A 13,580-nucleotide genomic window follows, 5' to 3' on the forward strand; every position below is an offset into this window, starting at 1 on the left:
CTTTAGTTTGCAAAAAGATATTAGGAAAAATGGTTTGACGCCTAGTAATTCTATGCAAAATAGCAATATTAAAATTCATAGGTAGGACTAAATATATTTACTTAGCTCCAGTTCACTATCAACAATGGCGTATTTTACTTTATAAGTCGTACAAACTTTATCCTATCAATTGTATAATTATAAATATGCAACAAATATTTAAATAGCAACCTATCAAATTGAGGAAATATGGACAATCTAAATAACATTCTAAAAGCTTGGACAATTATTGAACAGTTATCAGAAGGCGAAGTTAATACCAATCTCAAAAGTGCGAATGCTGCTATAAAATTTAATCCCGCTACAGTCATCGCAAATGATTTTTATGATTATTTTCAGCAAATAATTAAACAGAAATTCGCGAAAAAGGAAAAGACAGGAAAAAGTCAGGTCACTCATGGCATTATCTTCTACTTTAATGTTTTTAAATTTCAGTCTGTAATTGATATTATTGTAGAAAAATACCATTTAACTAACTTGCAAGATGAAATCAATAATCGGCAAAGTAAATTTAGCTTTGCACTGGTTTTTGACCAAGATATGAAGCTGCTCGAAGATCAAACCTTTATCACAATTAGTCAATATATTTTAGAAAAGCATGAGTTAATTAGTGATCCGGCAGTATTTAAAGATTATGAAAGAAGCTTAAAAGAATATATTAATAACTTGTTCTGTTTTAAAAACGACAATTTAAATGCAGCTGAATATATAATTAAGTTTAATCAGGCCTTTGCAAAATTGTGCACCCATTTTAATGATGATCAAAGGCCAATCTATTCGTCGGTCATTAACAATATTGAAACAGATGCTGTTAACTTACATTCTTTTTTCATTGACGATTTAAAATTAGCACAAAAGTCTCAATCCAAGCTTCTCAAGCGCTATTTGAACGGTATCGACAAAAGCTGGCGGATTAACTTAGACCCTACACAGAATATTGATGTGTTTAAAGAAATTTTACAACCACAAAATTATTCTGTCGGTCATTTCTTGTCCAAGTTTCCTGCTTCAGTGATGCAGCAAGTAGCAATTAATTTGACAATTAATGATAAAAACGAGCTGCGCACGGTTAATGGTCCGCCAGGCACTGGAAAAACAACATTACTAAAAGATCTTTTTGCAGAAGCAATAGTACGACAAGCTAAAACAATTTGCAGTTTAGATAATAAAAACGTCTACTCTCCCATAGACAGTAAAGTTGGACAAACCCCCTTACCACAAGAACTGGTTGAACAAAATATCGTTGTTGCTTCTTCAAATAACAGTGCTGTCCAAAATATCGTTAATGACCTACCCTTGTTCCCAGATAAACAAGACTCCTTTACCGAAGTACTTAACCAACTGCAACAAGTACATTACTTTGACAAGATTGCTGGGAAAACCCTAAAAACAGCAAAGACGTGGGGTCTATTCTCTGCAGAAGGCGGTAGCCAAAGTAACTTAAAAAAACTAGCTCAGCAATTTAGTAATATCATCTCTGAACTACAAGACCTGAACTTCCAACCCGATCCTGGAGCATACGCTGATTTTAGTAAGCAGTACCAGAAAATTACCGCCAAACGAGAACACTTACAAAAATACGCCAAATTTGTCTTTAAGAAACAGGAATGGGATAAAGAAGCTCGTAAAAACCACTTGCAAGTTGATGAATATGGGACTATCACTTCATCCAACTTGACACTGCAAATTACTCAAGCGCAAGAAGATATTGGGATATTAGAACGCAATTACGATCAATTAAAATCTACAATTAGAGATCGTAAGTTTTGGGGCCTAGCTGATTGGATTCTCGATTGCTTTTTTAACGGAAACAACGCCGAAAATAGCAAAAAAAATCATCACAGTCTACAGGCACTTAATGATGATTTAAAACATAAAATTAAAGAAAAACGAGCATTAGAAAATAAATTAGCGCAGTTGCAGCAAAAAGCCCAAAAAATTGCCCAAGAGGCTAAGGCGTTTACAGATATTCACACTAATGTGCCTAACTACGATCGTGATTTTACTAACCGGAGAAATTATGACCATTTCGAGGAAGAAACATATTGGTATACAGCTGACGATATAAAAGAAGAATCATTATTATTTGTCCTTGCGCTAAGGGTTAGAAAGCAATTCCTCTATGAAAACATTAAATCATTAAAAGCTGCTCTTTATAACTGGAATGAGCAGGACAAGCAAATCAAGGAAAATCAACAGCTGTTAACTCTACGCGCTTGGCAGTGGATTAATTTTGCAATTCCGGTTATTAGTACCACTTTTGCCAGTTTCCATCGTATGTTCAAAAACTTACCAGCAAATTCTATTGCCAACTTATTTATTGACGAGGCCGGGCAGGCTGTACCACAAGCAGTTATCGGTCCTTTGCTTAAAAGCAAAAGAGTTATGGCCGTCGGTGATCCTGCCCAAATAAAACCCGTCAACACACTTGATTCCAAAATTCTTTCACTTATTGGTAGCCGTCTTTTTAATGTTAGTGAAAAATTTGTTTCGACTAACGCTTCGGTTCAAACCATTATGGACCAAGCCAGCCAATATGGTTATTATACCGATAAAGAACAAGAACAGTGGATCGGAATCCCGCTTTGGGTTCATAGACGATGCCTAAACCCTATGTTTAGTATTTCCAATGCGATTTCTTACAACGACAACATGGTATTACCGCATTCGGTCAAAAAAGCCGAATTAACTGCAAGTAAAAAAGAGCAAAAAGCCGGAATCGCTGGCGCCGGCTACTGGATCGATATTAGTGGTCAATCAAGAGACAAGTTCGTACAGGAACAAGCTGACCTTTTAAAGCAATACATCAAAAAATTAACTGAAGAAGATACCAATCCTTTTTCCGCAAAAGATATTTTTGTAATTACACCTTTTAAAAATGTAGCAACCAAACTACGTGAAGCGTTAATAGGATTCCCGCTAAAAGTTGGAACGGTCCATACTTTTCAGGGTAAAGAAAATAAGATTGTCTTCTTAGTTCTAGGTGCATCGGAACAAGAAAAAGGGGCTGCAGCTTGGGCAGTTAGTGAGCCAAATATCATTAACGTTGCAGCGACTAGAGCCCAAAAATGGTTTTTCATTATCGGCGACAAAAAACTCTATGAATCATTAGGAACGGTAACAATTTCAAAAACAATTGCGGCAATTGATGATTATAACAACAACTTTAACATGTCAACTCAATAGTATACAAATTAGTCATACAAAAAGGTCGATCCACATTAGTGGGTCGACCTTTTTGCTTATCTTTTACTTAATCACACGCACTAAATCATCACGCACCAGGCATTCCGCAATTTCCACCGTGTTACTGGCGGCGCCGCGCAAGAGGTTATCGGCAACAACCCACATGTGGAAAGCACCGGGATTTTCCTGATCTGCACGAACACGACCGACAAAAGTCGCCTTCTTGCCGGCTGCTAACAAGGGTTGAGGGTAAAGCTGCTTTTGTGGGTCATCCTGCAAAACCAAGCCCGGAGTTTTGGCTACTTCGCCTTGGATCGCGCTCGCAGTTGCACTTTTATCCTTGAGCACAAAGTAGACGGTCTCGCCGTGACCAACTTCAACCGGGACACGCACACAAGTTGCCGTCACCTTGATACGGTCGGAATTTTGGTCATTAAACAAAATCTTCTTCGTTTCATGGATCATTTTCCACTCTTCGTGGGTATAACCGTCATCCTCAAACACATCAATCTGGGGCAGCAGGTTAAACGCCAGCGGATAATGCTTTGAGTCAGATGCGGTTGGCAGGATTTGGGCCTTGGCTGGTTGCTCATTCAAACGGGCCTGCGTCTCGCTAAGGAGTTCATCCCACGCTGCCTGACCCGCTCCCGACACCGCCTGATAGGTCGAAACAATAATCTGGTCGATCCCCCAACGTTGGTAGATGGGATACAGAGCTGCCACCATTTGAATAGTTGAACAATTGGGATTGGCAATAATACCGCGATGCTGGCTCAACTCTTGGTCATTGACGCCCGGGATAACGAGCGGAACTCCCTCCTGCATGCGGAAGGCACTGGTATTATCCACGCAGACTGCACCACGCTTGACCGCCTCAGGTAACAGCTGCTGTGACACTGTACCGCCTGCAGAAGACAGAACCAAATCAACACCTGTAAAGGAATCCGGTTGGGCTTCTTCCACTGTTATTTCCTGCTGGTGAAATTTTAATTTTTGACCAGCCGAACGCTGAGAAGCTAGCAGTTTAATCTTTTTTACCGGAATTTGTGAATGTTCCAATTCATTAAGTAAGCGGTGCCCCACGGCACCCGTAGCGCCAAGAATCGCCACAACATATTCTCTCATTACTTACTGCCTCTTTCCTTCAAAAACTTTTTAATGCGCTTCATGGCCACTTGCAATTCTTGATCGCTAGCAGCATATGAAAAGCGAATATAACCTTCACCGCCCTCGCCAAACGAACTACCAGGGGTGCCGCCAACCTTGGCCTGGTGTGCCAGGTCTAGCGCAAAGGCTTTATCATCAGTGCCATACTCTGCCGGAATCTGACTAAAAACGTAAAATGCACCTTCACTGGTCTGCGTTTTTAGACCCACATCATTGAGGGCTTTAACAATATAGTCGCGGCGCCTTTGATAAATTACCCGGGCCGCTGCCGGATCCCCAGCCCCATTCTCCAAGGCCTCAGCTGCAGCGGCCTGGGCGGGATTGGATGGCGCAGTTACCATAAAAGCATGCATTTTAGCAATCAAACTAAGCAATTGCGCCGGCCCGGCAACGTACCCAATCCGGTAGCCCGTCATCGCGTGGGATTTTGAGAGTCCATTGATTAACAATGTCCGCTCCGGCAAATAATGGGCAACCGAGACATGTTTAAAGTCATAGGTCAATTCACTATATATTTCATCAGAAATAACATACAAGTGGTGCTTGGCAATTAGCGGCGCCAGTTGGACTAAGACTTCAGGCGAGCACTCTCGACCAGTTGGGTTTGTCGGGTAGTTAAGCAAAATTGCCTTAGCAGCAGGATGTTCTGCCAGTGTTTGGGCAAGAGCCTGCGGCGTCAACACAAAATCTGACTTTGCCGTATTAATTGTCACCGCCTTAGCCTTGGTATACTGCAATAAAGGAAAATATAGGGCATAAGATGGGGTCGGCACGATTACCTCATCCCCCGGTTGAAATAAGGTCAGCATGGTGGCCGCCAATGCTTCAGTCGCACCCACGGTCGCAATGATTTCAGTATCGGGATCATAGGCCAAGGCTTGCTCGCGCTGCAAAAAATGACTGATAGCCTGGCGTAATCTAAGTGTACCCCGCTGGGCCGAATAGTGTGAATCATCATTTAAAATACTCTCCACCGCCGCTTGCTTGACGTGTTCAGGCGTGTTCAGATCGGGTTCTCCCAGGGTTAATTTGATCAGTCCAGGAATGTTATCAATCTTCTGGGCGAACGCCCTGATACCGGACGGTGGGATTTTTTCCAGTGGTGAATGAATAATTTGAGTTAAATCGGAAGCTAGTTGTGGCATTTTTCACTCCTTAGATTGTTAATATATTTTCTAACCCGACAACTAATTCGGTCAGGTTCATCACCTGGTCTAGCGCAACTTTGACGCCCTGCATAAATGATGAACGTTCAAAGGAGTCCTGCCTGATGGTCAACGCCTCGCCGGGTCCGCCAAAAAGCACCTGTTCATGAGCAACATAGCCGGGCAAACGAACCGCGTGAACCGCGATTCCATCGTAGTTAGCACCGCGCGCACGAGGAGCATCCCGCGCACTTTTTTGTTCCGCTTTATGACGGCCGGCAGCTATCATTTTAGCCGTGGCAATGGCGGTTGCGGACGGCGCATCCACCTTGTCAGCATGGTGCAGCTCAACTATCTCCGCCTCAGGAAAGTAACGGGCGGCCGCCTGGGCAAATTTCATTAATAAAACCGCTGAAAGGCCAAAGTTGGGGGCAATAATTCCGCCTAAATTCTTTTCACTAGCCAATCTTTGCAGGTTTTTTATTTGGTCAGCTGTTAAGCCACTAGTACCAACAATTGGCCGCATGTGATGCTCCAGGGCAAACTTGGTATTAGCAAAAACGGCCTGCGGCGTGGTGAAGTCAATCCAAATGTCGGCATCAGTTTCCACAGCGGATAAGTGATCAAAGCGCTGAACCGTCTTTTCCAGTTCGGTATTGGCTGTGGCTGTAGGCGCCAAAACAGCAACTAATTGGCAATCTGCTCGCTTTTCTACTAAACGTATGGCTTGCTTGCCCATAGAGCCGGTAGCTCCGGCAATGAGAACTTTTTTCATTAATCTACTCCTAGTTCCAATGGTAATTCATACAGCAGTGCCGACTCGTTCAACCCGAGATGAACGGCTAGCTGCTTTTTTTCTGCTTCATTCAAAGCAGTAATCGGCAACCGGCACCCACCCGCTGCTAGACCCTGCGCATTTAAAACGGCCTTGACCGGTGACGGTGACGGGTACATGAACAATGCCGCCATCTTGGGCACCAGCCGCCGCTGCAACGTACCAGCTGCCTGAAAGTCACCCCGGTACAAGTCATCGTACATTGCTCGCATTGCCCGGCCATAAACGTGACTTGCGACCGAGATTACGCCCCGCGCCCCTAAGACTCTGGCCGCCAAAGACTGCTGGTCTTCGCCGGTATAAACCAGAAAATCACTGGCGACATGTTCTACAATGTATTCCAAGTCTTCAAGTTCACCGCACTGCTTAACGCCAGCAATCTGGGGATTATCAGCAAGAGCAACTAAAGTCTCTTTAGCGATTTTTACTCCCGTCCGGCCTGGAATGTTATAAATCATCAGTGGTACCTTAGACTGGCTGGCCACCGCTTCAAAGTGCGCCTTGAGTCCCCTTTGGTTAGGCTTGTTGTAGTACGGTGCAACTACCAGCGCGAGGTCAATCCCAGGAATGGCACTCACTTCACGGGTAAACGCGACCGTCTGGGCGGTGTCATTGCTCCCTGTGCCCGCAATCACGGGCACACGGCCGCCGACCAGCTGGACAAACTTCGTGTACAGGGCGATTTTTTCATCATGTGTCATCGTGGCAGTCTCACCGGTTGTGCCGCCAATGACAAATCCCCGACTTCCGGTTGCCAGCAAGTGTTCAACTAGCTGCTTGAGTCCCGGATAATCAATCTCCCCCTTTTCATTAAAAGGAGTAATTATCGCTGTTAGTAGGTCAGCATTAGTAAAATTCGTCATCATTGTTCTCCTTCATCGCGGTGCATGTGTGCTGTTAAAAAGCCAATCATCGTTTCAACTCCCACCGTGATAGCTTCTTCACGTGGATTAAAGGTAGCCGCATGAAGTTGCGCACGATCTTCTACCCCTAGCCAAAACATCGTCCCAGGAAACTGTGCCAACAAATAGCCAAAGTCTTCGCCCGTCATCGCCGGCTGGGTCTCCTGGTAAGTGATCTGCGGCGTTTGCTGCAGATAATCAATGAATTCCGCAGTCAATTCTGGATTGTTTTCAACCGGCCAGTAACCGCCCTGGTTAAGCTGAATATCCACTTTCGCATCGTAGCTTTTGGCAATACCAGCTGCTACTGCGCGCAAGCGTTCATCAATGCGCTCAATCATGGTCTGGGTCAGGCCGCGAATTGTCCCCTCAAGGTGGGCATGACCAGCAATTACGTTGCGGACCACGCCAGCCTCCAGCTTACCGATAGTGATTACCCCACCGGCAACCGGATCAATACTGCGGGACACAATGGTCTGAATTTGATCAACTAACTGGGCGGCAGCCACAATCATGTCGTTGGCTCGTTGCGGATATGCGGCGTGACCGTCTTGACCATACAGGTCAATGTTTACCTCAGTCGTACCGGCAAAAAGCGTCCCCAGGCGGCAGCCAATTGTTCCTACCGGCAGGTCCGGCGTGACGTGCAGTGCAAAAAATTCATCGGGTCGTAATTGACCGGCCAAAAGCTCCTGCTCATAAGCCAACTTCCCACCACTTTCACTCTCTTCAGCTGGTTGAAAAAAGAAGAGCAGGTTGTCCTGCGGTTGGTGGTCACTAAAATAACTAAGGATTCCTAGTGCAACTGTCATGTGCAGGTCATGGCCACATGCGTGCATTCGTCCCTCGTTTTGCGAAGAAAACGGCAAGTTTGTTTTTTCCTGGACGGGCAGGCCATCCATATCGGCCCGGTAACCGATTGTTTTAACCGGATGACTGCCTTGAATTCTGACTATAATAGCTGTCGGCAATTGGCTAAAGGTCATAACCTGTAAATTCTGCTGGTTAAACTGCCCGATTACCTGTAGCAGGTGCTTTTGGGTTTCTTGTTCCTGCAGAGCTAATTCAGGCATCTGGTGCAAGTCGCGGCGGATCTTGCTTAGTTGCTGAGTTGTTAACATAAGATCACAACTTTCTTAAATCTTTCTCAATCTTGGTTTTAGCGGCCGTTTTCTGATCACGCTGCTTGATAATTTTGGCAGGGACACCTGCAACCACAGTAAGGGCGGGTACATTTTCGGTGACTACCGCGCCAGCCGCGACCACCGCTTCATCACCAATTTGCACGCCTTCCAAGACCACGGCATTGGCACCAATCAGCACATTTTTGCCAATTCGCACTGGTTGAGCTGACGCCGGCTCCACCACTCCGGCAATGACGGCACCTGCGCCCACGTGTGTGTTAGCGCCGATAACGGCCCGGCCACCTAACACGGCATTCATATCAATCATGGCACCAGGACCAATTTCAGCTCCGATATTAACCACTGCCCCCATCATGACTACCGCACTATCACCGATTTTAACCTGGTCGCGGATCATGGCACCGGGCTCAATTCTGGCAGCGATATTCTTTAAATCCAATAGGGGAACTGCTGAGTTGCGGCTAATATTTTCAACCTGATATTCGGTTATCTTGCCAGCATTAGCTTTTAAAAAAGGGGCTAGCTCCTGCCAATCACCAAAAACGACGCCGGTTTGTTTTTCAACAAAGGACTTAACGCCGGCCGGCCAGGTTAAGCTGTTCAGATCACCCTTGACGTAGACCTTTACTGGTGTTTTTTTAGGTGCATTAGCAATAAAATCAATAATTTCTTGTGCTGATCTGTTTTTCATTTGGTAACCTCACTTTAGTTGATATGATTGATCATGGCTGATAAGATCTTCGTATGTTTCACGTGTAACTACCTCCTGTGCCCGGCCATTCTCCGCAAAGACCACTGCTGGCCGCGGTACGCGGTTGTAATTGGAAGCCATACTATAGCCGTATGCCCCTGTAGCCAAAACGGCAATGACATCACCAGGCTTAGTAGCTGGCAACGATACCTGCTTAATCAGAACATCGCCAGATTCACAATAGCGGCCAACCAGACGTACTGTTTCACGTGGTTGGGCGGCTGGTGCGCTGGCCAAAACCGCCTCATAGTCAGCCTGGTAGAGTGCGGGACGGATATTGTCACCCATGCCGCCGTCAACCGCCACACATGACGTTAGGCCTGGCACATCCTTGCGCGAGCCAACTGTGTACAATGAATAACCTGCACCGCCCACCAGTGCCCGGCCCGGCTCAATCCAAATAGCTGGCTGGTCCAAGTGATATTCTTGCGCGCTTGCGCGCATTGTTTGCACAATCTGCGTAATAAAGGTTTGAGCAGGAAGTTCTTTGTCGGCTGCAGTGTAGTGGATACCAAAACCGCCGCCCAAGTTTAAAACCTGTGGCTGGTAGCCAAACTTCTGAGACCACTCATGGACCAAGGCCAGTAGTTTTTGCACTTCTAACTGGTAACCATCAACCTCAAGAATCTGTGAACCAATGTGGGCATGCAGGCCAATTAAAGTCATCCACGTGCTGGCCTGTACTCGAATAAAAGCTTGCTCGGCCTGCCCCGATTGCACATCGAAACCAAATTTGCTGTCCTCTTGGCCGGTTTGATCATATTCATGGGTATGTGCAGTCACACCGGGGGTGACCCGCAACATTACCTGCATATGACTTTGGGTTTCAGTTAAGATTTCCTCTAACAGCTCGATTTCGTAGAAGTTATCCAAAATAATCACGCCAACATGGTTTTTGACCGCCATGATCAGTTCTTCCCTAGTCTTATTATTACCGTGAAAACTGATTTTTGCGGTTGGAAATCCGGCCCTAAGTGCGGTATAGAGCTCGCCTCCCGAAACAACATCGATATGGCCACCCAACTGCTTGATTACTTGATACATTGCAACGGTGGCAAAGGCCTTGCTCGCATAACTGATTACATAAGGGCTTTGGGCTTGCTCAAAGCCCGTTGCAAATGCCTGATACTGTCGCCGAATCTGTCCCACGTCATAAGCCACTAGCGGACTACCAAACTTTTTGGTTAGTTCTAGGGCATCAACGCCGCCGATCGTCAGGTGTCCTTGATTATTAGTGTGATAATATTTTTCTGTAGACATGGCAACCTCCGCTGTACAAATAAAAGGACCCTTTTGTGTGCTTAAACAAAAGAGTCCTTCGAATTTAAAATTATTTTCTGGTATCAGTTTTGTCGATAGCGCTCCGCAAACTCTGTTTTGCGACAGTCCGTAACTTCTTAAATTACGTCCCAGCTAATTAATTACCGCAATAATTAATGCTTCGGCAACCGCCCCTTTCACTGGTTTCTTCATTCTTGCAGGAACTCCGCCAGCTAATCTTGTTAGTTGCAACCTCTTCGATTTACTAAAAATATTATTATCATTTATTCATAATGTCAAGCTTTTATTTCGGCTAATTTTAATAAATATTTTGACTATTAATCTTTTTCCGTTATGCACGGGCCGTTTTTCTGCTAGCTAAATTTATTTTTTTCCCGCAAAAATCATTGCTATTAAGGTAAAAATATCAAAATTTCAGCTTTTTTGACCAGCCCTTTTTCACTTTATTGTTGCAGTTAAAAATTTTGATGATAAAATGCTTTACTAAAATAAACTAAGTTTTTTTTAATCGATGGGGATGCAAAATGAAAGTTGTAAAATTTGGTGGTAGTTCTCTGGCTAACGGCGAGCAATTCCAAAAAGTAGTCAATATTATTAATGCCGATGCCGAACGCAAAGTCATTGTCACCTCAGCGCCGGGCAAAAGGTTCGACCGGGACACCAAGGTAACTGACCTGTTAATCGATTATGCCCAGTACACCTGCAAAAAACAGGAGACGGCACTTATTTTCAAACAAATTTGGGCTAGATACCAAGAAATTGCTGATTATTTTCACATTGCGGCAGAGCAGCTAGCGCCTTTACGGCAGGAACTAGCCACTTTGCCCGCCAACAAGTACCGCAGTCAAGCTGTCTTACTGGCTACCTTTAAGGCCCATGGCGAAAAACTTAACGCCCAGCTTTTGACTTTGATTTTACAAAAAAAGCAGATTGCTGCCCGTTACCTCGATCCCCAACCGGCGGGATTTGAAGTTGGTGGTCCCGCTAATGATGCCCACATCTTGCCGCAAACCTACCAGAACCTGCAAAGATGGCAAGAGCCAGCCACTTTGCTAGTTGTCCCTGGCTTTTACGGTATCAACGAAAACGGTGAAATTGCCACTTTTTCACGGGGAGGATCAGATATCACCGGTGCCATTTGGGCACGTGGACTGCAGGCTGACTTATACGAAAACTTCACTGATGTAAACGCAATTTATGCTGCCAATCCGCAAATTATTAAGCATCCCCAAGCAATCAAAGTCATGACCTACCGAGAAATGCGCGAACTTTCTTACGCTGGCTTTTCTGTTTTTCACGATGAGGCAATTATCCCCGCCATTGAGGTCCAAATCCCGATTAACGTTAAAAGCACCAATCATCCCGAGCTACCGGGGACAATGATTGTTACAGAAAAAGAATTTAAACCGCAACATGTGATTACCGGCGTTGCTAGTTCTAATCACTTTTCCGCATTATACTTACATCGATACCTGCTTAATAAAGAAGTTGGATTTACACTTAAATTATTGCAGATTTTTTATAAATATAATATTTCTTATGAACATATGCCTTCCGGCATTGATGACTTAACCGTTATTTTTGATAAGCGCCAGTTTACCGCTCAAGTTCGGGATCAGATGTGTAACGATATTCGAGCAATGCTTGCACCAGATTACCTAGAGTGGATCGATGATTACGCTATTATCATGGTTGTTGGCGAAGGCATGCGCAATAAAATTGGCGTAATGAAAAACATCACGGCTCCCCTTGCGCAAAAACACGTGGCAATTCACATGATCAATCAGGGCGCGTCACGTATTTCAATCATGTTGGGTACCAAAAGAGCCGATGCCGCTGCTGCTGTTACCCAAATTTACCAACAATTTTTCAATTAATCATTAAGGAGACAAGATGATGGTCCAATTACAAAAAGTGCATGGTTCACAAAATCAATTTTTCCTGCTTGACCAGACCAGTCTGCAGAAAGCTCTTTCTACAAATGAGTTGGTCAGCCTGGCCCAACAATTAACCAATCCCCAGAATGGTCTTTTAGGTGGCGCGGATGGCTTACTAGTGGTCAGTGCTTCGCAGCATCCTCAGGTTCGTGGCCGCATGCAAGTAATTAACAGTGATGGCACTTTCGCTGCAATGTGTGGCAACGGACTGCGGACTGTTGGCCGCTACTTAGCCGAAAAATATGGCGAGACTGACTTTAAGGTTGAAACCCCGCAGGCCGATTTGCAAGTCAGTTGCCAATCCGATTGGGCCCCGCAGGTAAAGGCGATTAGCGTTGAAATTAGTCCCGTCAGTTTTCAAGATACGGCTTTACCCTTCGCCAATTTAGGCGGTCCAAAACTAGTTAACCAATTTGTTCCTGCCTTTGCAGACGAGTTAAAATTTTCAGCAGTTGCTGTTCCTAATCCTCATCTTATAAGCATAGTTAGTCATGATGTGTTAACCAGCAATTTATTAGAAAAATTAGGTACTAGATTAAATCAACCTAACGCTTATTTTCCGGATGGAGTCAACGTCAGCTTTGCACAAGTAGTTAATTCCAGGCACCTTTTTGTCAGAACCTTTGAACGCGGCGTCGGCTTCACGAATGCCTGCGGCACTGGTATGTCGGCCGCTAGCCTGATTTTTGCTGTAACAAATCCCCAAGCTGCGGCTTTCGAGCAAATTCTCACCGTTGCCAATCCAGGCGGCTTTGTTCAAACCAAAGTCCATCAAACGCATGCCAGTTACTGGATTGAACTCATTGGCAATGCCACCATTACCCATTATCTTGAGGTTGACGAGGCTGAATTGCATCAGTCGCAGCCTGATTTTGACCGATTCGAGGTCACTTCAACCAGTGAAGATGCTGCTTATCGCGACTTTATCGCCCAACACACGGTTTAACTTACTCCACGCGAAATTTAAATTAGACTTTTCGAGGAAAAAATACTCCTAATAGTTGACCTAAATATCTAACTATTAGAAGCACTTCACAATTAATCATTGTTATTCTCTTATTTACTCCATCCAGCTATTTACCAAGAACTGGTAATTCAGGACCGGATAGGTACTTTACATCAGAAGCTTTTACATACGCTGGCTGATATGCTCGATAATAAATTTTTTTGTTATCTTTAGGATTAACTACCT

10 protein-coding genes and 1 riboswitch are annotated in these 13,580 nt (G+C 44.7%); of the genes, 3 read left to right on the plus strand and 7 right to left on the minus strand.

The annotated features are described in order from the left end of the window. Positions 1–228: 228 nt before the first annotated feature. Positions 229–3,225, plus strand: coding sequence for a DEAD/DEAH box helicase (locus R8389_RS07505; protein WP_317637408.1), 2,997 nt, complete (start codon positions 229–231; stop codon positions 3,223–3,225). Positions 3,226–3,288: 63 nt separating this feature from the next. Here R8389_RS07505 and R8389_RS07510 read toward each other — a convergent pair whose 3' ends face one another. Genes R8389_RS07510 through lysA form a run of 7 tightly spaced genes read right to left on the minus strand, consistent with a single transcriptional unit; the run spans position 3,289 to position 10,430 of the window. Continuing rightward, entirely contained in the window at positions 3,289–4,350 is a 1,062-nt protein-coding gene (locus tag R8389_RS07510) for an aspartate-semialdehyde dehydrogenase (RefSeq protein WP_317637409.1), read from the minus strand. Continuing rightward, positions 4,350–5,537 (minus strand): aminotransferase class I/II-fold pyridoxal phosphate-dependent enzyme, encoded by a 1,188-nt coding sequence (locus R8389_RS07515; RefSeq protein WP_317637410.1) that lies wholly within the window; start codon positions 5,535–5,537, stop codon positions 4,350–4,352. The genes R8389_RS07510 and R8389_RS07515 overlap by 1 nt, the downstream gene beginning before the upstream one ends. 10 nt (positions 5,538–5,547) lie before the next feature. After that, on the minus strand, positions 5,548–6,312 hold the full coding sequence (dapB, locus tag R8389_RS07520) for a 4-hydroxy-tetrahydrodipicolinate reductase (protein ID WP_317637411.1): 765 nt from the start codon (positions 6,310–6,312) through the stop codon (positions 5,548–5,550). Then, complete coding sequence (gene dapA, locus R8389_RS07525) at positions 6,312–7,235, minus strand: 4-hydroxy-tetrahydrodipicolinate synthase (RefSeq protein WP_317638271.1); 924 nt, start codon at positions 7,233–7,235, stop codon at positions 6,312–6,314. The genes dapB and dapA overlap by 1 nt, the downstream gene beginning before the upstream one ends. After that, positions 7,235–8,395: an N-acetyldiaminopimelate deacetylase gene (locus R8389_RS07530; protein ID WP_317637412.1), complete on the minus strand. Its 1,161-nt coding sequence runs from the start codon at positions 8,393–8,395 to the stop codon at positions 7,235–7,237. The genes dapA and R8389_RS07530 overlap by 1 nt, the downstream gene beginning before the upstream one ends. Before the next feature lie 4 nt (positions 8,396–8,399). Then, the gene (dapD, locus tag R8389_RS07535; RefSeq protein ID WP_317637413.1) at positions 8,400–9,110 is read right to left on the minus strand and encodes a 2,3,4,5-tetrahydropyridine-2,6-dicarboxylate N-acetyltransferase; all 711 of its coding nucleotides are present in this window, start codon (positions 9,108–9,110) and stop codon (positions 8,400–8,402) included. Positions 9,111–9,119: 9 nt separating this feature from the next. Continuing rightward, positions 9,120–10,430: a diaminopimelate decarboxylase gene (gene lysA / locus R8389_RS07540; protein WP_317637414.1), complete on the minus strand. Its 1,311-nt coding sequence runs from the start codon at positions 10,428–10,430 to the stop codon at positions 9,120–9,122. Positions 10,431–10,518: 88 nt separating this feature from the next. Then, positions 10,519–10,695, minus strand: a riboswitch (Lysine riboswitch). Positions 10,696–10,975: 280 nt separating this feature from the next. Here lysA and R8389_RS07545 point away from each other — a divergent pair. Next, the gene (locus tag R8389_RS07545; RefSeq protein ID WP_317637415.1) at positions 10,976–12,328 is read left to right on the plus strand and encodes an aspartate kinase; all 1,353 of its coding nucleotides are present in this window, start codon (positions 10,976–10,978) and stop codon (positions 12,326–12,328) included. 19 nt (positions 12,329–12,347) lie between these two features. Next, positions 12,348–13,334, plus strand: a complete 987-nt coding sequence (dapF, locus tag R8389_RS07550) for a diaminopimelate epimerase (RefSeq protein ID WP_317638272.1) — start codon at positions 12,348–12,350, stop codon at positions 13,332–13,334. The last annotated feature ends 246 nt before the right edge of the window (positions 13,335–13,580 follow it).

It is taken from the genome of Lactobacillus xylocopicola, assembly GCF_033096005.1.
GTDB lineage: Bacteria > Bacillota > Bacilli > Lactobacillales > Lactobacillaceae > Lactobacillus > Lactobacillus xylocopicola.

Excerpts from the sequence above, each read along its gene's own strand:
- R8389_RS07510 (WP_317637409.1), bottom strand. The coding sequence starts at position 4,350 with ATGAGAGAATATGTTGTGGCGATTCTTGGCGCTACGGGTGCCGTGGGG.
- R8389_RS07545 (WP_317637415.1), top strand. The coding sequence starts at position 10,976 with ATGAAAGTTGTAAAATTTGGTGGTAGTTCTCTGGCTAACGGCGAGCAA.
- dapB (WP_317637411.1), bottom strand. The coding sequence starts at position 6,312 with ATGAAAAAAGTTCTCATTGCCGGAGCTACCGGCTCTATGGGCAAGCAA.
- R8389_RS07515 (WP_317637410.1), bottom strand. The coding sequence starts at position 5,537 with ATGCCACAACTAGCTTCCGATTTAACTCAAATTATTCATTCACCACTG.
- lysA (WP_317637414.1), bottom strand. The coding sequence starts at position 10,430 with ATGTCTACAGAAAAATATTATCACACTAATAATCAAGGACACCTGACG.
- dapA (WP_317638271.1), bottom strand. The coding sequence starts at position 7,235 with ATGACGAATTTTACTAATGCTGACCTACTAACAGCGATAATTACTCCT.
- R8389_RS07505 (WP_317637408.1), top strand. The coding sequence starts at position 229 with ATGGACAATCTAAATAACATTCTAAAAGCTTGGACAATTATTGAACAG.
- dapF (WP_317638272.1), top strand. The coding sequence starts at position 12,348 with ATGGTCCAATTACAAAAAGTGCATGGTTCACAAAATCAATTTTTCCTG.
- dapD (WP_317637413.1), bottom strand. The coding sequence starts at position 9,110 with ATGAAAAACAGATCAGCACAAGAAATTATTGATTTTATTGCTAATGCA.
- R8389_RS07530 (WP_317637412.1), bottom strand. The coding sequence starts at position 8,395 with ATGTTAACAACTCAGCAACTAAGCAAGATCCGCCGCGACTTGCACCAG.